Genomic DNA, 21,449 nt, shown 5'->3' on the forward strand with positions numbered 1-21,449 from the left:
TTATATCAACATCTTTTTTGTTGATATCCAACCCTTGATTCGCATTAATAATAAAAATAGGCATTCAAAAATACCTTTGTGGCTATTTGGATTTTTGTATTGAATGTTGTGTAACATCTGAGCCAAAAGCCATTCGACTTATTAGACCGTCAGAATCAGAAGTGAATTTTTCTATTCAATATCTGTTTCAGTTGATTCTTGTTGCTTTTCCCCTTTAGAGAAATGGATTAAATACAGAAACATAAAGAAGTCGAACAAAAAGTGGGCAACAATGGCTGCATGTATTCCAAAATTATCAAACAAATAACCCAGCCCGGCACTTACTACCACCATTAAAACTCCGTATAGCATCAAGGCCAGGTTGCTGAAACTGAGATAACCGTGCAATACAATAAACAAGATCGCTGTAGGCCATATGCCGAGGTGTGGCTGAATGGCGCCCCGAAATAGTATTTCTTCGCCAACTCCAGCACACATTGAATAAAAACAGATTTCAAGGATATTGGGCTTTAGTTTTTGGATCATGTTGCCAAAAAAATCCTTTGAGTGCCCCAGCCATTTCATATTGATCAGCCAAATGGCATTGGCCACTGCCGTGATTCCAAAAAGACTTCCGTAAAGCAACTGCTTGTGAATAGGCGCACCGGCACTGAGAACGGTAAGCGGATCAACATCCAGGAACAGGTAGATCAGCAAAAAACCAACACCGCTAAAACCAATCAATGTGAGCAGGCTCAGGAGAAAAAGATTCCTTTTGTTCAGTTGCATGGCGCCAAAGTTAAAAGATTGAGGGGGCATTCTTATCTTTACCCCATGTCAAAAAAAGAAGAAAAACGTACCGAAGTAAATGAACTGGGCGAATTTGGCCTGATAAAGGTGTTGACCAGCCGCTTTAAAAACCAAAATTCATCAACCCTTACAGGTGTTGGAGATGATGCCGCAGTAATTAAGTGTAGCAAAGATAAAGTTGCAGTAGTGAGTACCGATATGCTGATCGAGGGCATTCATTTCGATTTGATGTACACTCCTTTAAGGCATTTGGGCTATAAATCAGTGGTTGTTAACCTCTCGGATATTTATGCGATGAATGCAGTCCCTGAGCAAATCACTGTTTCCATAGGCATATCCAATCGTTTTTCTGTGGAAGCCCTGGAAGAATTTTATGAGGGGGTGAAAGCCGCCTGCGATTTTTACGAGGTAGATTTAGTAGGTGGAGATACCAGCTCTTCTATCAAGGGCTTTATTGTTAGCGTGACTGCTATTGGGCAGGCAGAAAAGAAAGCACTCTGTTATCGCAATGGAGCTAAAAAGGGGGATTTGATTTGTGTGAGTGGCGATTTGGGCGGAGCATTGCTGGGTTTGCAACTTTTAGAAAGAGAAAAACAAGTTTATAAGGAAAACCCTGAAATTCAGCCAGACTTGAACAATCAGAAATATATTGTTGGCCGGCAGTTAAAGCCCGAAGCCCGGAAAGATATTATCGAACTCTTTAAAAAAGTGGGCATAAAACCTACTGCAATGATGGACATATCAGATGGGCTTTCTTCTGAGCTGATGCATATTTGCACGCAATCCAGGGTAGGCTGCTATATCTACGAGGACAGTGTGCCTATTTTAAATGAGGTGTATGAATTTGCACTGGAAATGAATCTTGAGCCGATTACCTGTGCCATGAATGGGGGAGAAGATTATGAGCTGCTTTTCACTATTGATCCCAAAGACCGCGAAAAACTTGAAAATATTCCCGGTATTGCAATTATAGGAGATATTAGACCCGAAGATAAGGGCTATTATATAGAAAGCAAACAAGGCAAAAAACACGAAATCAAGGCGCAGGGCTGGGATAGTTTTTTGAAAGTATTGAAATCCCGGGATTGATTTCTAAGTAAAAAGCCTTATTTATAAATGCTGCTGAAACGTGAAAAAATAGCCAAAATGCCCTGTTTACAAGCTTTCAGGAAAAATATTACAATAAAATATCCACATTTTATAAACTAACGATCGTTAGGATGTTTTTTATAAGTTGCTGGTTATCAATATGTAGTGAGGTTTTGTTGTTTTGGAGATTCCTGTAAGCCTTAGTTATCAACACTTCCGCTCAATTTAAATTTTGTTTAATTCAGCGATCGCTCTAAATTTGTTTCCACACGATGAAATTATTTTTTAATTCATAAAACTCAATTGACATGAACAAAGGAGATTTAGTAACCAAAATTGCAGAAGATGCAGGTTTGAGCAAAGCTCAAGCAGGAGATGCTTTGAATTCAGTATTGGATTCAGTAGTAAAAACATTGAAAAAAGGAGATAAAGTAACCTTAGTTGGTTTCGGAACATTCTCCGTTTCTAAAAGATCTGCCAGAACTGGCCGTAACCCACAAACTGGTGCAGAGATTAAAATCCCTGCTAAGAATGTAGTGAAGTTCAAAGCTGGTAAAGAATTTGCTTCTGCTGTTTAAGTAAAGCAATTTTCAAAACAAGAGCCGTATCATTCATTTGATGCGGCTTTTTTTTTGTTGGGATTGAACTTCAGCAATTCGGTTTGGTCAATCCACCGGAACAAGCACCGGAATTTTATACCGTTTTACCTACTTTTTTTACTTTCCAAAGTCCTTTTCCCAACGGTATAGGCATAAGCAGCAGCGGGCAGGTACTGAAAAGTTTTGTCTTTGTATTCCACCACTCCTTCCCTATCTATAGTAGTGATTAAGGGATAGTTTAAATCGTTCTCTACGCAAAATTTGTAGAGGCTTTTTAGTTCATTGGGTTTATCAAAATATCTATTGGACCATTTGATTTCCAATGCCCAGGTTGGTTTTAAAGAAGATTCGCTAATCCCCACCATATCAACTTCTCCGCTTGTCCACCTGGCATACCACGGAGTAAACCAGTCCCTGTGCATCCACTGGGCGTAAACAGCGGTTTCCACCATGTTCCCAATCATTTCATCGGTGCTGGTAATGGGTGAAAAAAGTGCACTTCTAAGAGAAGGATTGGTTAAATAAATCTTAAAAAAATTATCGCGCTTAAACCTTTTCCCGCTTTGATCTACCCGTTTCACCTGCCTGATCAAATAAGCAGCATCAAGGTATTCTATATACTTCTTCAAAGTGTTTTTAGGCACCTGGGATTGTTTGCTCAGTGCCTCAAGTGAAAATTCCCCTCCACTATTGTAGGCAATACTTGTAAAAAGGGAATTTAGCTCCCTTGTATCGGAAATGCCGTATAAACTCGGCAAATCCCTGAGCAGCACCTTGTCAATAATATCCTGCCTAATGTACCTGCCCGGATTGGCCTGTATTTTCTCGGAAAATATCACTTCTGGATAACCGCCAAAATTGATATAATCTATAAAATGTTTGTTCAGCTCATCGAGGTGGGTAGAGGTGAAAAATTCAGCATTTTTACCTTTCCATTCCAGATTTATGGGTTTGATCAATTGCCCCAATCCTTTCAAGGAAATATATTCGTTGAAAGTAAGGGGTGGCAGCATAAAATCAGTGAATCTGCCGGCACCACTTTCCGTACTTGCAAATTTCAAGGCAGCGGCAGCAGAGCCGGAAACAATAAACTTATCTTTTCTATAGCTATCTACCAGGGACTTCAAATGCACTTCCCAATCCCTGCAATATTGAATTTCATCGTAAATGATATACCAGCCATTCTTGTCATCTAGCCCTGTAGCTTCTTTGGCATAGGAGAAAAGTTGTTCCAGGGAAATATTATTGTAAATGGGGTTTTCAATGCTTATGAAAATGATTTTTTTCGGGTTCACTCCCTTGCCGATCATGTCCTCTACCATATGATAGAGCATTACTGTTTTCCCAACCCTTCTGGGGCCCATAAGCACAACGGCTCTTCTGATATCCGATTCATATACCAATGGCTTGAACAGGTCGAAATATAGTCGTCTGGGCATTTGGCTAAAATCATCTTCAATCTTTCCGTCTATCCACCAAGGATTTTCAAACCTTATGCGGTTTAAAACTTGCTTTTTAGAAATTTCTTTGATCATTATTTTCTTATTTCAGCAATAATACTAAAATAAGATTAAATAGTTGACTTTATTTTGGTTTTAAATTCCTTTTAAAAGATTTAATGGATTATTAAATACCATTTCAAATTCTACAACTTATAGATTTTGCGAAAACATTCTTTCGCTTCTACTTAAATATTAATGAGCCCAAGCCTCGGAACAAGCACAAGACTTTATTGATTTTTTGTACCAACAGCATGTAAGTAATAAATCCTCATCCAAAGGAAATTCAATAGCTGAAAATGATTTTTTTGGTATCTGGAAGGATAGAGCTGAATTTGCTCATAGTAGCGAATGGGTGAGGGATATAAGGAAATCTCAATGGGTCATTTGACAAAATGTTGTTTCTCCTCAATACCCACACTCCAACTCAAAACTAAAAAAAAACCTTGTCCATAGACTGTAGCAAAGCAATGCGCTGCGCGCCTGTGGAAATGTATAAATTGTGCTTGTAGACTTAAATCCTTAATCCCTATGCGCTGGACATCCTTTAGGCTATGGATAGTTTGTGGGTGTTATCAATTAATGAATATGAGGAATAAATACCCGATTTCAGTTAGTGTTAGAAGTACAGCACTTAAAATTATATAAAAATTGTACTCATTCATTTTTGATAATGAGCTTAAATCTTCTTTTTCCCAATTTTCTAATTTATAATATGCTGCTCCCAATATTCTTAAACCATAAAGTTGATAAATTAGAATTAATAATACTGTACAAAAGGGAAGAATGTTCAATATTTTGACGTCAAAGGATTTTATATCTAATTGAAATAAAACTAAATATGTAGCGCTCAATAATGTATTTAAGTTGAATAGTTTATCAAGTAAGCTTTTCCTTAGTTCATCACCTTCCTTCATTATAGAGTCTTGTAATTTATTTTTTTCAAGTTCTTTATTTTTCATTCAGTTGATTTAAAATTCAATCCTAATAATTCTTAAATTATCTACTAACTTGCACAATATAACTGAAAAGTTCAGTTTAATTTATTCCTTATTTTTCAAAGAGTAGACGGTTTTTGTCAAATTATACATAATTTACTTATATGATGGCGTCACATTTATATATCACATGCCTTTTTTTAACTTAATGTATTGATAAGTAAATGGTTATGGCAAGTGCGGATAATGAAAGCAGCTTCTAACAATTATAAGAGGTTTTATAGCAGCATGAAGATAATTTTTTTTAATCTGAAAAAAAACTTGTTAAGTGTAGCGTGTTTTATATGTTTCCTAGTTTTGCAACTCTCCATGTCGCCCCCTACTATATCCTTAGTCTTTAGCTGTGCGACTATGGAATCAATACTAAGAATGGTTTGTATAGATTGTGATTGTAGACTTAAATCCTTAGTCCTTATGTGCTGGACATCCTTTAGGCTAATGATAGTCGGGGGCTGCCTACTCAATTGTATCCTGTTACTTAAAAGTTCGATATGTTAGGAAGTTTCCACCATCCAGAATTCCAGAAAGTTCGTTTGTTCCTTCTAATGGGTTCGCTGGAAGGACTAGCCATTCATCATCTCTCTTGGCTTTTGCTTTAGATTCTTCAAACCCCTCAAATTGAGAAAGATAAGTTTGAACATCAATCAGTAAGACTTTGCAAAAATCTAAGTTCCTGAATTTTAGTAAAGTTGGGTTGTATTTTCCAGCATAAACTCCTTTGTCTAAAGGCTCTAAATTCAATTTAGGAATTTCAATTTTGAGAATCGCAAATAACCAATGCTGTTCAGGTCCATTTGAGTATATCTCTGAAAATGTATCCAGTTTTCCTTCTAATCCATTTGGTTCACAATGAATTCCAAATCTAAATGCGGTATTTAGATCAGTTGAGAAAGATAAAAAATGAGTAGTTACCCAATCTTTGGAAACATGCTTGTCAATCAAATCAATAATTGGTTTTTCTATCATTCGACCATCTCCACCAGTTATTAAGTTAGATTGGATTTGGTAATGGTGTAGATTGTATTTTAATCCTCTTTTCCCTTTCGGGTCACTGTCTCCTCTATATAGGTAATCTGGGATCATGGTGAAAATGGGCTACAACGTTCCGGCTCGTATGTTTACATAAAGTAATAATAAAGGCTAAAATAACTAAATTGTCATAGAATAATAGTAACCTCTATCCATAGTCTATAGCAAAGCATGAATGAAAATGTATGATAAGAATTGTTTAGTATAAATTTCGTTTGTAGGCTTAAAATCCTTAGTCTCTATGCGCTGCCCATCCTTCAGACTAAGGATAGTTTTGGGTGTTGGTTTTTTTATTTTGTATATCTTCCCAACAATTTGAAAATAAGTAGATGTTCGTTCTATATTGTTGAAGAAAATATCAGCATGTTGATTCAGTATGAAATAGTTAACTTTACATTACCTTTAATAGTGAATAAATAAAAATATTAAAATGCATAAACTTCTAAAGATTTTACTCTACATTCTCGCCATGTGTAGTATGAATATATCTTATTCCCAAACAAATTTCCAGAGGACATTCGGAGGGGTTGGTGAGGATAATGGTGGGAATTGCATTCAAAAAACGGTTGATGGGAATTTTATCATAATAGGGTTAACAGCAAGTTTTGGAACTATAAATCCAAATGGTTTTAATTTTAACAACACATATGTAATCAAGGTGAACTCAAGTGGGGATACCATTTGGACAAAATCATACGGAAGCCCTAATAATATCGATAATGATAATGGATTATTTATAACAGAGACCTTAGACAGTGGTTTTATATCAACTGGTTACACAAGTAGTTTTGGTGCAGGAAAAAGTGACGTTTATTTAATAAAGACTAATAACGTAGGTGATACTTTATGGACAAAGACTTATGGGGGAACTGAAGGTGATATAGGAAGTTCAGTTCATCAAACTAGAGACGGTGGATTTATAGTTTGTGGTGGCACAAGTAGTTTTGGTGCAGGAAAAAGTGACGTTTATTTAATAAAGACTAATAACGTAGGTGATACTTTATGGACTAAAACTTATGGAGGCACAGATACAGAAAGTGGAAAGTCTTTAATTATAGATTCAGATGGAGGATTTGTTATTATTGGTAATACTTGGAGTTTTGGTACAGGTAGTTCAGATGCGCTTGTGTTAAAAACTGATTCTTTAGGAAATGTCCAATGGTCGAAAACATACGGTGGTAATTCATATGAGGAAATGTCATCTGTGTACTTAACATCTGACGGAGGATATTTATTTGCTGGTGAATCTTCAAGTTTCGGAGCTGGAAATGAAGACATATTAGTTTTCAAAACGAATTCATTAGGAAGTCTTGAATGGTCAAAAACTTATGGAAACAACGATAGCGATGGTTGTAACATTATAAAAGAAACAGATGATGGCGGAATTTTAATAGCAGGTTATTCTTATAGTTTTGGAGCAGGTAACAGAGATGCATATTTAATTAAGACTAATAATATAGGTGATACTTTGTGGACTAAGTCATACGGTGGAACTGGGTCGGATAACGTAAATGACTTTTGCGAGATGGAAGATGGCAGATTTCTAGTATTAGGAGAAGCTAGTTTTTTTGGATTAGGCTCAACAGATGTTTATTTATTCAGTATAGACTCATTAGGAAACAGTTCATGTAATCAAAGTTATGGTACTACTATAGTAGGAACACCTAATATCATTGAAAGCAACCCTAACATTAACGTTAGTTATGGTACAATTATCGGTAAAACTAATTTTGTTACAAGTACTACTAACACTCATGATAGTTTAATTTGTGAGGACTGCACTAAACCAATTGCGAACTTTGATTTTGATTTAAATAACTATGACTTAATTGTATTTGACTCATCACAAAATGTTAGTTTAAGATTATGGGATTTCGGAGATTCCAGCTCAAGTAATCAATATTCTCCGACACATATATATACCGACACAGGTTCTTATAAGGTTTGTTTAACCGTTTATAATGATTGCGGAATAGATTCTACTTGTAGAATTATAGAGGTAGAAAACATACCGACTCATATTGACAGAAAAAACTACTTATAAAATATTGATATATACCCTAACCCATTCTACATATCTACCAAAATTCACTACAACAATCCAAATGGGTTACCTTATGATCTATTAATTTATAACATCCATGGTGAAACCATAAAAACCATTAGAAATATAAAATCTAATGTTATTTCTTTAAATAGAGAGGGATTAAGTTCTGGAATTTACCTAATAGTGATAAAAAATTCAGACGAAATTGCATTCAAGTCTAAACTTGTAGTTAAATAACTATTAAAAAAGGAAAATTAAGATTGTTGCAATTGTTGCAAAACCAAAAATACAACCAAACACCTTATACCTAAAGGGTTAAATGGTGTCATGATTACAGTTTCGCTACAAGGTTTCAAATACCAATACACATACTTTTTTGTGCAGAGCTATTACATTGCCTTAGAGCTAGTAAGCTCAGTAGTACCTTAAACGGCTTGGCTATGAGCTGTAGCAGCCCATAGGGTTTTGTTGGGCTCAGTTTTCTCCTTTCGTTTGATCTTTATCTACAAAGGATTCAAAAGAAAAAGATATATTATGGTTTTCTCCTGACACTTTTTCAGAAGAAGTCAGATTTAAATTAATAAACCGCTCTTGACCAAATTGTTCGAGGTGAGAGTTATCAATTAGAAGTGGGGCGATGGGATTGTCCACTTTGTTTCCTTGTAAATGTTCGTCAGGTTTTCCAAATGGGAGAGCAATTTGGAATTGATAGCTACTGTAATAAAATATGAGTTGATAGTATGGGATCAGTTCATTACTCAGTTCAGGTTTCCTTTTAAATAGTTGGACAAAGGGCTTATTAAACTTTGGAGGTCCTGGGATGAAATATCCGAGTATTCTCAAAACTCCAAAGTTTTCAAAACGCTTTTCTTTTTCGGTGTTCAATAAGAACTTTCTTGTTATTTCGTAATCTTCAAGTTCTTCATCCAAGAGCATTGAGAAGCCAATCTTAATTAGTGTTTTGGTGACGTGAAGTGGTATGTATCCCGGCCTTTTAGTTTTTAGTGTGAATGATTTGTTCTCTTTATCAAAATCGAAAACATCTGTTCCTTCTTGAAATATCATTTTGAGACCAGTCTCCGATAGCTCTATTTCCAAGCCAGTTCTAGGGTCTTTATATTTTGGAACTTTGTTCCCTTTTCCTTTTATCTGTGATACTGTTCTTGATACTCCAATGAAGTTCGCAAAAGAATCCTCGTACTTTGAAAACTGTTGATTACATTTATCACATTCGAAATAAGAAAGGAGCTTATGGCTGCCCATTAATTCAGGTATAATATGTGCATCCATTTTGAATGTCACATCTGGTTCCTTTCGATTACAAAATCTACATATTCTGTCGTTTTTGTTGCCAAGAAAAAATTTCGATTCTGTATCTCCAAGCATCGAAACCATGTCATACTTGCTGAAAAAATTCAAAGCTTTACCATGTTGAATTTCGTTCAAGTTTAATGTAATATTTGTTGTCATAGTTTTCGATTAGAAAGTAATTTAGTCCTACGGTTTGCATATGGCTTGTAGCGGTTTCGAAGCACGTTCCTGCCCAACGAAACCAAAGCTGATTACGGAGCGAAAACCTTGAGGGCAAAAGCTCACCCGGTATAAGCTATATGGTGTATAAACAATACATACGTTTATACACCATATAGCTTTAGTTTAACTAAGATTTTGAAATTCAATTGTTTATGTTGATTACAATTGGTCAAAATTACTTTTAACATTTGTCAGAGATTTTTTCAGAAGTATGAAGATAAGTTTTTTTAAATTTGAAAAGCTAACTTGTTATGTATAGGGTCTTTTATTTTTTTTCACAACCCTCCAAGTCGCTCCAAATCCAATCAAGTAAGTTCGTCTACCCTCACTCAACCTCCCCCAAAATCACACCGCTCAACCTCAACAATTCAGTTTCGGCTTCCAGGGCATTGTAGAGGGCTTCCAGGTTATTGCTGGCAATGCGCAGATAATCGGTCTGGATATTGCGGAAATCCAGCGAATTGATGCTGCCGTTTTTAAGCCGTTCCTCCGCCATTTGCAGGTTGAGCGCAGCCGATTGTTCATTTAGGGCAGTAACGGCCAACATGGTTTTTTGTGTAGCATAGAGCTTCAGTGCCTTTTCAATATTCACGTTCATTTCCTGCTCCATTTCATCCACCTGAATTTCGGCAATGCGCTCCTGTACTTTGGTATTTTGTATGGCCCTGCGTACTTGCAGATTATTAAAAATATTAAAGCTCAGCGTAAAATTGGCATAATAATTCAGCGTACTGCCCGATGAATTGATGGTGGTGGTCTCCCCCTGCGGTATGGTCGGATCGCGCAGGTAGGCGGGAAACTGATCGGTATAAAAATAATTCTTGTTGTAAGAAACGCCCCCGTTCATATTCAAGCTGGGCGATTGCGCCCTTTTGGCCAGTGCCAGTTCTTTCTGGAAAATCTGTGCATTGATGTATTGATTGCGCAGCGTTTTGTTGTTGTTTTTCAATTGCGATTTCAGCAAATCCAGCTCATATTCCCGCCCCTGAAATTGCAGGGAATCGCTCAGCGTAAATTCCGCTTCCTCCTCTTCGGCCATAATCAATTTGAGCTGCAAGAGGCTATTGTCATAAGCCACTTTTTGCGAGAGATAATTGGCAGAATCGCTCAAAAAAGCCGTTTGGAATTGCAGCGCATCAAAGGAAGTGGAAGCGCCCAGTTCTTTGCTTTCCTCGGCATAGCGGTAGCGATCTTTGGACAATTGTAGCACAGACTTCTGAACTTCCAGCTTTTCCTTTTGCAGCAATGCCTGATAATAAGCCAGCAACACCGCCTGGACGGTATTTTCCACCACTATGGCAGCATTGCCCTCGCTTTGTTGATGCAGCAATGCCAGTCTATCCTTTTCGGCATACACGCGCAAGCCATTAAACAAAGTCCAGTTCAGTTCTACCTGTCCGCCCACATTGGTGGTTCGGGTCGGGAAATTCTGAAAGGGATTGATGGGGTTATTGGGCTCGGAATAATTGATACCGCCACTGCCCCCTGCGCTCAGCGAAGGAAACATGCCCGTTGCCAGCCAGGAGTTGTTGCGGTCGGTAATTTCCGTCTGCGCCTGCACGATATTGATTTGGTAATTGTTTTGCAGGGCGCGCTGAATGGCATCTGCAAGCGTCAGGTTTTCCTGGGCAAAACCCGGAAAATACCAGAATAAGAAAATTCCCAAAAAGAGGCGTTTACAATTCCAATTCATTTTCTATAAATCTTTTGCGTTCCTGCCAGGCCGGCTCCACTTCTTCGCGGCTTGGCCATTTACCGTACCAAATGCGGTGGATAAATCTTCTAAAATCATTGATGATCATAAGAAAAGCAGGGAAATAAGTCAGGATAATAACGGTGCCAAAAAGAACACCATAGGCTACCGAAATGGCCATTGGCACTAAAAACTGTGCCTGTGTGCTTTTTTCCAAAATCAGGGGATACAATCCCGCAATGGTGGTAATGGAAGTGAGCATTACGGCACGAAAACGCATCACTCCTGAATCAAATGCAGCTTCCCGCACTTTTGCCCCATTCCTGATCAGTGAATTAAAACGATCGAGCAGTACCACCGCATCATTGATGATTACACCGGACAACGCAATCATGCCGTAAAAGCTCAGAATGGAAACGGGTTTTTGCTCAATGCCATGTCCTAATATGGCGCAGATAACACCAAATGGTATCAGCGAAAGAATCAGAAAAGATTGCGAAAAGGAGCGGAACACCAGCGCAATCAAAATAATGATCAGGATTAAAATGATTGGGAAAATTTTCATCAGCGAAGCACCCATTTTACTGCTTTCCTCTTGCTGTCCTTTGAATTCATAAGTAACACTGCTAAACTGCTTTTGAATGGCGGGCATGATTTCCCCTGATATTTTCGCCAGAATATCCGGCACGGGTTTGTTGGGATTGTCCAGATCGGCAGAGACGGAAATTTCACGGCTGCCATTGAAGTGATTGATGGTAACAATACCCCTTTCTATTTCAAAAGTCACCAGGTCTTTGAGCAGGTATTCGTTGCCGTTCAGTGTTTTGATGCGCATTTTCTCCAGCTTGTCAATGCTGCTTCGGCCTTCCTGATCGTAGCGAGTCCAAACTTTTACTTCATCGGTGCCAATTTGCAATCGCTGTACTTCATTGCCGAAAAATCCATTTCTAATCTGCTTGGTAATTTCACCATGATTCAGTCCCAGTAAATAAGCCTTGTCTTTGAGTTTTATGTGGATTTCGCGCTTGCCCAGTACATCATTGTCACTGATATCCCGCAGGTCGGGAAATTCTTCCAGTTCATTTTTCAGCATTTCCTTGGCAGCATTCAGCTCCTTGAGGTTTTTGCTGCGCAGGCTTACATTCACAGGTTTTCCAAAAATAGCCCTGGTCCCCACCAGCAGCTTTTGCGCTTCGGGAATTACACCAATTTTGTTGCGAATGGCAGAAGTGACTTCATAGGCACTTCCATTTCTCTTTTCACCATCCAGCAATTTCACATTCAGTGTTGCAGCATGTCCGCCTGTTTCACCTCCGCCACTACCAATATCTATCTTAGTGGCCAGGATCATGTCCATGCTGTCGGGCTGATCGAGCTTCATTTCCTCATTGACCTGCCATACTTTCTCTTCTATTTCCTGCAAAATTTCAAGCGTAACATTTTCACGAGTTCCCGGAGTCAAAACCAGTTCCACACTCACATCATCGCGGTCGATGGGTGGAAAAAAAGTGTTTTTGATAATGCCACCATTGAACATGCCCATTACTATGAATGCAAAAAAGAAACCGGTGGCCACTGTAATGGGGTAATAGCGGATACATATTTTCAAAAAGCGGCCATAGATTTTATGACGCAAAAAGTCCAGTGCATTGTTCAGTGCCGATCTTATTTTTCCCGGTTTTTTCTGTTCCAGTCCACCGGAATAAGCCAGGTGGCTGGGCAGGATAATCAGTGCTTCTACCAGTGAAAAACCCAAACAGGCAATGGCAACAATAGCCATTTCGGTAATAAATTCACCGAGGGTGCCGTCCAGAAAGAATATAATGGCAAAGGCAAGCATAGTAGTACTTACAGAAGCAAAGACTGGTCCGATTACTTCCACACAGCCATCTATTGCTGCTTGTACTTTGGACTTGCCTTTTTCAAAATGGGCAAAGATATTTTCAGCCACCACAATGCCATCGTCCACCAAAATACCGATCACCAAAATCATCCCGAAAAGGGAAATCATATTGATGGTGATGCCGGCCAAGGAACCGATGAAAAACATGCCCAAAAAACAGAAAGGAATGGCAAAAGCCACCCATGCCGACAGGCGCAAGCTCAAAAACAGCCCCAGTGTGATGAGCACCATGACCAAACCAATTGTACCGTTGGTTACCAGCAGGTTGAGCCTTTGCTTGAGAAAATCCGACTGGTCATTCATGATATAGAGTTCGTAATCCTCATTATCAGCATTGAAATCTTTCAGGTATTCTTTGATGTAATCTGAAATGGCCACGACATCTTCCTCGGCCAGTTTATTGACTTGTATAGCCACCGCATTTTTTCCGTTAAACAGGGTTTGGTTGGGCGTTTCGGAAAAGCGCAATTCCACATCTGCCAAATCTTTCAATCGAATAATGCTGCCGTCCGGGGTGCTGCGCACAATGATGTTTTCAATTTTCTCAGGGTCAATTTTTCGGGCATTGGAGCGGATCAATATTTCCTCATCACTGGTTTTTATGCTGCCACCCGATATGTCGCGATTATTCAGGGCAATGGCATTGCTGATTTCCTCAAAGCGGATTTGATAGGCCAGCAATTGTTTTTCTTTTACATTCACCGAGATTTCCAGTTCGGGAATGCCTCTTAATTCTATCTGGGAAATCAATCCTGAGGCCATGAACTCGTCCTCAATTTTTTCGGCCATTTCCTTGAGCTTGATCAGTTCCCTGTCCCCACTCAATATCAGCGAAACAGCGCGGTCGGTTCTTTTTTGCAGATAGACCACCGGCTTTTCGGCCGCATCGGGAAAGCCATTGATCTTATCAACTGCATTTTTTACCTCGGAAAGGAAATAATTGGCATCATAACCCTTTTTGGCTACTGCTGTAATGGTGGCCGTATTTTCAAAAGACCGAGAAGTGACCTCTTCCATGCCCTGGATGCCCTTGAGCGATTCCTCCACTTTGGTGGTTACGCCCTCTTCCATTTCCTGTGGGGAAGCACCGGGCTGTATCACTTCAATGACTACTGAGCGGGATTCCAGTTCAGGGAAAAAGGATTTGTTCAAGGAAAAATAACTACTGAGTCCCAGCACAATTACCAGAATAATGACTGCATTGGACCAGACCGGATATTTCACAAAAAAGCTTACGAGTGATCTCATTCTTGCTGCGGGCTGTTTTCTTTTTTAGGCAAATATTTGTTTTCCTTTCCCGGATTCATCAATGCTTCGCTAACAACCCAAGCCCCTTTTTCCGGTCCGCGGATCAGTGCTGTTTTTTCGTTGGCTTTTATAATTTCCGCAGTTTTTGGTTGAAGCAAGGAGTCTTTCAAAACATATATCTGGTTTTTGTTGAAAATTGCAGCGCGCGGAATTTCAAATACGCTGTCAATTTCAGGGCCTTGCAGGAGTACATCTACATACATACCTTCGTAAAAATGTCCCGGGTTTTTGAATTGCAAATAAACATTTACCGATTGGGTGCTGGCATCCAGGAATGAAGCCATGCGTTTTACAGTTGCCGGGTATTGCTTGCCTTTGCTGTCAATGATTTTCCCTTTGGTTCCGATTTCTACCCATTGGATTTCATCCGTAGCAAGCGGCATTTCTATTTCCAAATCGGCACTTTCTATAATTTCGGCAATCTGTACACCGGGGTTTACAATGGTTCCCGCCTCTAACATTACCCGGCTGAAAGAACCTGAAAATGGGGCGAAAAAGCTGTATTTCTCTATGCGTACTTCAGCACTTTTGATGTTGTAATACAGGCTCAAAATATTTTTGACCGACAAAAGGGTTTTTAGTTTTGAATCCTTGAACGATGGCATTTCTGCTATTTTTTTATCTATATCGATGTCATCGAAATAGGACTTCCATTTGGGATAATCATCGGGATAATCTATTTTAATATCCGGCAAAATTCCGGCCAGGGCAGTTAGGAAATTGCTCTTTTCTGCTTTCAATTGCAGACGGGCTTCGGTATCGTCAATTTTAAAAAGCAACTGTCCTTTCCTGAAACTTGCACCTTCCTTCAGGTTGACATCGCCTTCCATGAGCAACCCCTGCACTTCGGGAGAAAGGATTACGCGCTTGCCTGCCTGTATCCTGCCGTTTCCCGGTATGGTGCTCGCTTGTGTTGAATAGCTGACTTTGGTTACTTTGGCATATTGCTGCATTTCGGGCAGGCTTCTTTTGGGCGGGTCTTTTTTCAGGCTGCTCAAATATTTATTGGCAAAAAAACCGACTACTAAAATGGCAATGGCCACTGCGGTAATGATGATTTGTCTTTTTTGCATTTTCTATTCTGTGGTTTCGAGATTTAAGGCATTATTTGAATTGATCATTACAGTGCGCAATACATTTTTACAGGTTTCAATATCTTCCTCATTTTGACCTTTCAGAGCAGTTTGAATGGTTTTATCAACCTGATCGAGGAGTTTTTGTTGAAGGTCTTTGGCCGTTTTTGTAAGAAAGACGCGCTTGTTTCTTTTGTCGTTGCGGTCGGTTTTGCGCAGTAGCAATTTTTTTTGCTCCAAACCGGCAATGATGCGTGCGGTGCTGCTTTTGTCCTTTCTGCAAAAAACGGACAATTCCTGTTGGGTACTGCCGTCATTTTTATAGAGCCCCACCAACACCACCCATTGGTCGATGCTGATCTCACAACCGGCTTCCTTGAAATTGCGCTGCAATAGTGTGGAAAGCGAGCGGTAGGATTTACCGATAAGCGCACCAATAGCATGTTCTATTTCTTCAATGTGCAAGGCAGAAAAATTTTAGTTGTTGCATCAACCATTCAAAGGTAGAAAGGAAAATCGAAATGACAAATTGTGGGGGTAAATATTTGAAGGAGAAGTGGTCAGACTCAAAGTCCCAATACAAAAACCGGAGACGAAAATTTTCACTCGCGAGATGTGAGCGTAGGCTAAGAATTTAAACCAAGCGGTTAAACGGAATATTGATATATTCCCAAGTGATTTTATGTTTCAACTCACAAAAAAAGAATGGAGTGTGATGTCATCACAAATTGTGACGACATACCCCATAAAACGACCTAAAAGCGCATTGCCATTAGCTTTCAAAAAGTATGGAGTGACTATGCTGCATTATGATTTGGCCGAGTTGTATGAAACTGAAACTAAATACATCAAAAGAGCTGTCAGGAATAATATCAAAAGATTCCCTAAAGACTTTATGTTTGAATTGACCAAAGATGAATGGGAAGCTTTGAGGTGCAATATTAGCACCTCAAACAAGAAAGGAGGAATCAGATACATGCCATTTGCATTTACAGAACAAGGTGTAGCTATGCTTTCTGGGGTTTTAAACAGCGATAAAGCGATTGATATGAATATATTAATCATGAGGGCTTTTGTGATTATGAGGCAGTTTGCATTATCACACAATGAACTTTCATCCAGACTAAAAAAATTAGAAGAAAAGTACAACAGAAACTTCGAGGATGTTTACGAAGCCATCAATTACCTTTTGGAAAAAGATAAAATTGAAATAGCCCAAAAAGAAAGAAGAAGAATTGGATTTAAATAATCAGACGACATTGAATTACCTAACCAGTTTGTAGTTACTATTTATTTTCATCTCCTAAATCTAGTTCATCAAAGCCATCCTCTTCTGATTCTTTCTTCCCAATATCATTTTTGATTCTTTCCAGCACACGCCCCAGTATATTCCGGATAATACGGTTTAGCTCTTCATCGCGCTTGTCCTCTTGTATAGCCTCTTTTTGATCTTCTGTAAGTGCTGAATCCAGCGTGGTGTGAATGGAATCTTCTATCAGTTTCCCGGTATCTTCGGCAGTAACTTGTTTGAACATACTATCGATCAATTGATAAGTGATATCGCTAAGCGAAACGGAAAGCGTTTGGGTGATTTGCTTGCCCACCAGTGGAATTTGCTCTATTTTCTTCATTTCCTCGCTCTGTTCAAAACCGTCTTTTACCACCGTATCTATACGGAGTTTAATCTCGTCCTTATAGCTCTCATAATTGTTTTTTGCAGTACGCTGAATCCTTTCCGAAAGTAACTTTGCCAATTGTTCCTGATCTGGCCTTACTGCTTCTGCCAGCGGACTGCCCTTGCTTTCCGGGCTGCTTTCCTTGGTTACCTCACGCTGTATGCCCGATACCAAATTGATCAAAACCTTGTCGGTAATCCGGTCGGTAAATGCTTTGTACAGGCTGTATGCATTTTTATAAAGTATATTCTCGCGCAAATCGATCACGCCCATTTTGTGCAGGCGCAGGAGCATGGACAGTACCCTGAAAATCCTGAGCCAGCGGAATACACCCAGCGGAATACAGCCCAACACATCATACCAGTGGATGAGCGGGTAAAACCACCAGCGGCTGTAGATTTTGTTTTTAATGGCAAAGCCCCAGCTGATCAATAATTCTGAAACAAAAATTACCACAAAAATCAGATCGTAAAGTAGAAAGTTGGGATGGATTTCATCGCGGTAAAATTCAAAGAAAGCCGGAGAAATATTATTGAGAAAATTCTGAAAAAAACGGAAATTAAAATGCCAATCGAAAGTGATAAACATCAGGTTGAGCACCACTGCCAACAGCATAAAAATATCATCGGCTAGCTTCAGAATGCCACGTCTTTGCCTTAAATCGGACCAGTCTATTTTTTTTGTCATGTGTTGAGTTTAGTATAGAATAAAACTGAAAATTAGATTACAACTGATTTTTATAAATTAATGAGTTGTTTGGAAACTACAAAATTTCGGAATTAAATTAGCCTTAATTTTACAACATGCCCTACCATATCACCATCTCTGGAGCGGGAATAGTCGGATTATCTACTGCCTATCAATTGCTGCAACAAAAGCCCGATTTGGAAATTGCCATTATCGAGAAAGAAGCGGATGTTGCCCAACACCAAACCGGGCGCAATAGTGGCGTAATCCATTCAGGCATTTACTACAAACCGGGAAGTCTGCGGGCTGAAAATTGCATTCGCGGCTATCGCTACCTGCTGGATTTTTGCTATAAACACGAAGTGGATTACGAAATCTGCGGAAAGGTCATCGTGGCCACTGAAAAAAGTGAAGTACCCGTATTGGATGAAATCCTGAAAAAGGGCAAAGCCAATGGGCTGGAAGGCATTCAAAAAATCGATCGAGCGGAAATTCTGGAGAAAGAACCACACTGTGCAGGCATTGTCGGTATATGGGTGCCTCAGGCCGGCATTGCAGATTATAAGGGCATGGCGCAAAAGCTCAAATCACTTTTGCAGGAAGCGGGTGTTGCATTTTATTTTGGAGAAAAAGTATTGTCCGTAGAAAAGCAAAGTGGCGCAAAAGTTCTGACCGACAAGCAAAAGCTTGAAAGCGATTTGTTTATCAATTGCTCGGGCTTGTACTCCGATAAAGTGGCCAAAAGCAGCGGGGCCGATGTGCCTGTTCAGATTTTACCCTTTAGGGGCGAATATTTCAAAATCAAAAAAGAGCGGCAGCATCTGGTCAATAACCTTATCTACCCGGTTCCCGATCCCGATTTTCCATTTTTGGGCGTGCATTTCACCCGCATGATCGAGGGCGGAATAGAAGCAGGACCCAGTGCGGTATTGGCTTTTCAACGAGAGGGCTACCACCGCAGCGATGTAGATGCCAAAGAATTGATGGAAATCCTGAAATATCCCGGTTTTCAAAAGCTGGCTTTTAAATATTGGAAAAAAGGTCTGGGAGAGCTTTACCGCTCTTATTCCAAAGCGGCATTTACCCGAAAACTGCAAAAACTCATTCCCGATATTCGCCAAGAAGATTTAGAACCCGTTCCTGCCGGAGTCCGTGCCATGGCCTGTAGTCCCAATGGCGAATTGCTGGACGATTATTTATTTTTGGAAGATGAATTTGTGCTGAATGTCTGCAACGCCCCCTCCCCTGCCGCTACTTCTGGATTGGCAATTGGGGAAAGTGTGGCGGTAAAGGCTTTGAAGAGTTTTTGAACTAATTTCAATTGTCTATTATTTATTCAGCTATGTACCATATATTTGGTACTATAGAATAGTAAAGCTAAATTTGTAATAACAGTACACACCACGCTACATCATAAGAACAACGTCCCAGGGTGTGTCTTTTGCTTAAAATATTTTGATTTACCCACATACAAAGTGGTTTAATGGAATAATTTGAAGTGAAAATATCTAATGATTTGTTTTATTGTTGAAAGCTGTAAGCCGTTATGATAGAATTAAAGAACAATAAGAAACCAAGTTACTATATGAGAAAACCCAATTTTTGGGACGGTCTTGCAAGTTTATTTGATTTGTATAATGCCCGTAGCATTAAATTAGACCTCTCATTTGATGAGGATATCAAAGCAATGAAATCAGATTTTGATATGGTCGGACACGACTTATGGTATGCGGTTAAAAAATTTGATCACCTTAATGAAAAGTTGTTAAAATCAAAAGGCGATAAAATTCCCACAGTTTAAAACATCTGCTGCGTTATGAATAAAGCTTTTAATAAAGGTGAAGATAGCTCGCAAAAACTTAAAAAGCGAGATTCAGAAGACGCAGAAATATCCGAGGTTGTTCAAGACCTCAAGAAAAACCCGAAATTTAAGGATTTCACTGATGAGCAATTAAGGGCAGTTGCAGAGACAGCTGTTGTTGAAGTACGTCAGGAATTTTTAGAAAGCAGTTTTTCTGGCCCACTTCCTCCTCCTGGAGTTTATGCCCAATATGAGCAGATTCTCCCAGGAGCCGCAGACCGTATTTTGGTCATGGCGGAAGAAAATGCTCAAGACAGAAAAAAGATCAACACTAAAATAGTAGATGCTGATATTAAGCGGTCTTTAACTGGACAAATTTTAGGTTTTATATTGTCAATTTTATTTATTGGTGCTGCAATCGTCTGTGCTTACTTTGACCAGCCGTTTCCTGCCAGTGTTTTAGGAGTAGGAGGATTTTCATCCATAATATCAATCTTCGTTCTAGGTAAAAAGTGAAATCAACTTAATATTTAATCATTGCTCCAGAAAATTCATTTACTCCGAGATTGAAGGCTTTATTTGAGAAGTACCCAAATGTAGATCCAAAAGCATTGGGAATGAAAGATGAATGGCAAAACGAGCCGCTTTGGCTGAAATAGCATAAATAAGCTTTTCATTTACAACACCACTATTTACCTTAACTTTGCGCACACATGAGCGGGCAAAGAAAAAAAGATCATATTGAGCTGGCGTTTCAATCGCAAGTGCTGAATGGCGAGTTGGACCAAAGGTTTTATTACGAGCCGCTATTGTCCGCACATCCCAGTCAAGCTTTGCCAAAATTTGAATTCCTGGGCAAGCAAATGCACGCACCAATCTGGATTTCAAGTATGACGGGCGGAACTGAAATGGCAGCCAAAATCAATCAAAACCTGGCAAAAGCCTGTGCGGAATTTGGGCTTGGAATGGGGCTGGGCTCCTGTCGTCCGCTATTGGATAGCAATAAGCGCTTTCAGGATTTTAATCTCAGGACTATTATTGGAAATGACCTTCCCTTTTTTGCCAATCTGGGTATTGCGCAAATAGAAGAGCTACTTTCCCAAAACCGGGCAGAAAAAATTTCGGAGTTAATTGGGAAATTAAAAGCAGATGGATTGATTATTCATGTCAACCCGCTGCAGGAATGGTTGCAGCCCGAAGGCGATCGTTTTAAAAAGGCGCCAATAGCGACCATTCAGGAATTGCTGGAAAAAACAGATTTCCCCATTATTGTAAAGGAAGTGGGGCAGGGCATGGGCTACAACAGCCTGAAAGCACTGATGCAATTGCCCCTGGCGGCCATAGATTTTGCAGCAAGCGGAGGTACTAATTTCTCCAAACTAGAGTTATTGAGGGGATCAAATGAAAACTCCAGCCAGTTTGAAGCCTGGACTAACATTGGCCATACAGCAGAAGAAATGTGTTTGATGGTAAATGAAATCAATCGAGAACTCGGTTCCGCTGTACAATGCAAGGAAGTGATTGTTTCCGGTGGAGTGAAAAACTTTTTAGAAGGCTATTACCTTATTAAGCTGCTGAATCAGAATGCAGTTTATGGCCAGGGTTCTGCTTTTTTAAAACATGCCAGGGAAGATTATAAAAGTTTAAGCAACTTTGTAAAGCAACAAATAGAAGGCCTGAAAATGGCCAAGGCATTTTTGCAAATAAAAACCAACAGACCATAGC

18 protein-coding genes and 1 pseudogene are annotated in these 21,449 nt (G+C 39.3%); 8 read left to right on the forward strand and 11 right to left on the reverse strand.

Features of this window, described 5'->3' with window-relative positions:
* Positions 1–171: 171 nt before the first annotated feature.
* Complete coding sequence (locus WD048_12400; GenBank protein ID MEX0813011.1) at positions 172–768, reverse strand: CPBP family intramembrane glutamic endopeptidase; 597 nt, start codon at positions 766–768, stop codon at positions 172–174.
* A gap of 45 nt (positions 769–813) precedes the next feature.
* Between WD048_12400 and thiL the strand changes: the two genes are divergently transcribed.
* Together thiL and WD048_12410 are read left to right on the forward strand one after the other, a co-directional pair.
* Positions 814–1,878 carry a thiamine-phosphate kinase gene (gene thiL / locus WD048_12405; GenBank protein ID MEX0813012.1) on the forward strand — a complete coding sequence of 355 codons (1,065 nt, stop codon included), beginning with the start codon at positions 814–816 and terminating at the stop codon, positions 1,876–1,878.
* Between the two features lie 308 nt (positions 1,879–2,186).
* Positions 2,187–2,456, forward strand: coding sequence for an HU family DNA-binding protein (locus WD048_12410; protein ID MEX0813013.1), 270 nt, complete (start codon positions 2,187–2,189; stop codon positions 2,454–2,456).
* Between the two features lie 125 nt (positions 2,457–2,581).
* On the opposite strand, the gene WD048_12415 is transcribed toward WD048_12410, so the two are convergent.
* From WD048_12415 to WD048_12425, 3 genes are all read right to left on the reverse strand, one after another.
* Positions 2,582–4,012, reverse strand: a complete 1,431-nt coding sequence (locus tag WD048_12415; GenBank protein ID MEX0813014.1) for an ATP-binding protein — start codon at positions 4,010–4,012, stop codon at positions 2,582–2,584.
* A gap of 539 nt (positions 4,013–4,551) precedes the next feature.
* Complete coding sequence (locus WD048_12420) at positions 4,552–4,938, reverse strand: hypothetical protein (protein ID MEX0813015.1); 387 nt, start codon at positions 4,936–4,938, stop codon at positions 4,552–4,554.
* Positions 4,939–5,448: 510 nt separating this feature from the next.
* Positions 5,449–6,057, reverse strand: a complete 609-nt coding sequence (locus WD048_12425; GenBank protein MEX0813016.1) for a hypothetical protein — start codon at positions 6,055–6,057, stop codon at positions 5,449–5,451.
* Positions 6,058–6,433: 376 nt separating this feature from the next.
* Between WD048_12425 and WD048_12430 the strand changes: the two genes are divergently transcribed.
* Positions 6,434–8,047 carry a PKD domain-containing protein gene (locus WD048_12430; GenBank protein MEX0813017.1) on the forward strand — a complete coding sequence of 538 codons (1,614 nt, stop codon included), beginning with the start codon at positions 6,434–6,436 and terminating at the stop codon, positions 8,045–8,047.
* Positions 8,048–8,524: 477 nt separating this feature from the next.
* Here WD048_12430 and WD048_12435 read toward each other — a convergent pair whose 3' ends face one another.
* The 5 genes from WD048_12435 to WD048_12455 all read right to left on the reverse strand — a co-directional run bounded on the left by WD048_12435 (position 8,525) and on the right by WD048_12455 (position 16,025).
* Positions 8,525–9,520 (reverse strand): HNH endonuclease, encoded by a 996-nt coding sequence (locus WD048_12435; protein MEX0813018.1) that lies wholly within the window; start codon positions 9,518–9,520, stop codon positions 8,525–8,527.
* A gap of 388 nt (positions 9,521–9,908) precedes the next feature.
* Entirely contained in the window at positions 9,909–11,276 is a 1,368-nt protein-coding gene (locus tag WD048_12440; GenBank protein MEX0813019.1) for a TolC family protein, read from the reverse strand.
* Complete coding sequence (locus WD048_12445; GenBank protein MEX0813020.1) at positions 11,260–14,427, reverse strand: efflux RND transporter permease subunit; 3,168 nt, start codon at positions 14,425–14,427, stop codon at positions 11,260–11,262. The genes WD048_12440 and WD048_12445 overlap by 17 nt, the downstream gene beginning before the upstream one ends.
* Positions 14,424–15,560 (reverse strand): HlyD family efflux transporter periplasmic adaptor subunit, encoded by a 1,137-nt coding sequence (locus WD048_12450; GenBank protein MEX0813021.1) that lies wholly within the window; start codon positions 15,558–15,560, stop codon positions 14,424–14,426. Before WD048_12450 ends, WD048_12445 begins: the two co-directional genes overlap by 4 nt.
* Positions 15,561–15,563: 3 nt before the next feature.
* The gene (locus tag WD048_12455) at positions 15,564–16,025 is read right to left on the reverse strand and encodes a MarR family transcriptional regulator (protein MEX0813022.1); all 462 of its coding nucleotides are present in this window, start codon (positions 16,023–16,025) and stop codon (positions 15,564–15,566) included.
* A 175-nt stretch (positions 16,026–16,200) separates the two neighbouring features.
* Here WD048_12455 and WD048_12460 point away from each other — a divergent pair.
* Positions 16,201–16,809 (forward strand): annotated as a pseudogene (locus tag WD048_12460) (ORF6N domain-containing protein).
* A gap of 37 nt (positions 16,810–16,846) precedes the next feature.
* Here the strand turns inward: WD048_12460 and WD048_12465 are convergent.
* A complete protein-coding gene (locus WD048_12465) occupies positions 16,847–17,923 on the reverse strand; it encodes a hypothetical protein (protein ID MEX0813023.1) in 1,077 nt (358 codons plus the stop codon).
* A gap of 116 nt (positions 17,924–18,039) precedes the next feature.
* Between WD048_12465 and lhgO the strand changes: the two genes are divergently transcribed.
* The 3 genes from lhgO (at position 18,040) to WD048_12480 (ending at position 20,240) form a co-directional block, all read left to right on the forward strand.
* Complete coding sequence (lhgO, locus tag WD048_12470; GenBank protein MEX0813024.1) at positions 18,040–19,233, forward strand: L-2-hydroxyglutarate oxidase; 1,194 nt, start codon at positions 18,040–18,042, stop codon at positions 19,231–19,233.
* A gap of 236 nt (positions 19,234–19,469) precedes the next feature.
* Positions 19,470–19,724, forward strand: a complete 255-nt coding sequence (locus tag WD048_12475) for a hypothetical protein (protein MEX0813025.1) — start codon at positions 19,470–19,472, stop codon at positions 19,722–19,724.
* Between the two features lie 15 nt (positions 19,725–19,739).
* Positions 19,740–20,240 carry a DUF2335 domain-containing protein gene (locus WD048_12480; GenBank protein MEX0813026.1) on the forward strand — a complete coding sequence of 167 codons (501 nt, stop codon included), beginning with the start codon at positions 19,740–19,742 and terminating at the stop codon, positions 20,238–20,240.
* A 39-nt stretch (positions 20,241–20,279) separates the two neighbouring features.
* On the opposite strand, the gene WD048_12485 is transcribed toward WD048_12480, so the two are convergent.
* Positions 20,280–20,564: a hypothetical protein gene (locus tag WD048_12485; protein ID MEX0813027.1), complete on the reverse strand. Its 285-nt coding sequence runs from the start codon at positions 20,562–20,564 to the stop codon at positions 20,280–20,282.
* On the opposite strand from WD048_12485, the gene WD048_12490 reads away from it, so the two are divergent.
* A complete protein-coding gene (locus tag WD048_12490; GenBank protein MEX0813028.1) occupies positions 20,558–21,448 on the forward strand; it encodes a hypothetical protein in 891 nt (296 codons plus the stop codon). The two genes, WD048_12485 and WD048_12490, sit on opposite strands and share 7 nt — an antisense overlap.
* The last annotated feature ends 1 nt before the right edge of the window (position 21,449 follow it).

Source organism: Chitinophagales bacterium, assembly GCA_040877935.1.
Lineage (GTDB): Bacteria > Bacteroidota > Bacteroidia > Chitinophagales > CAIOSU01 > JBBDNB01.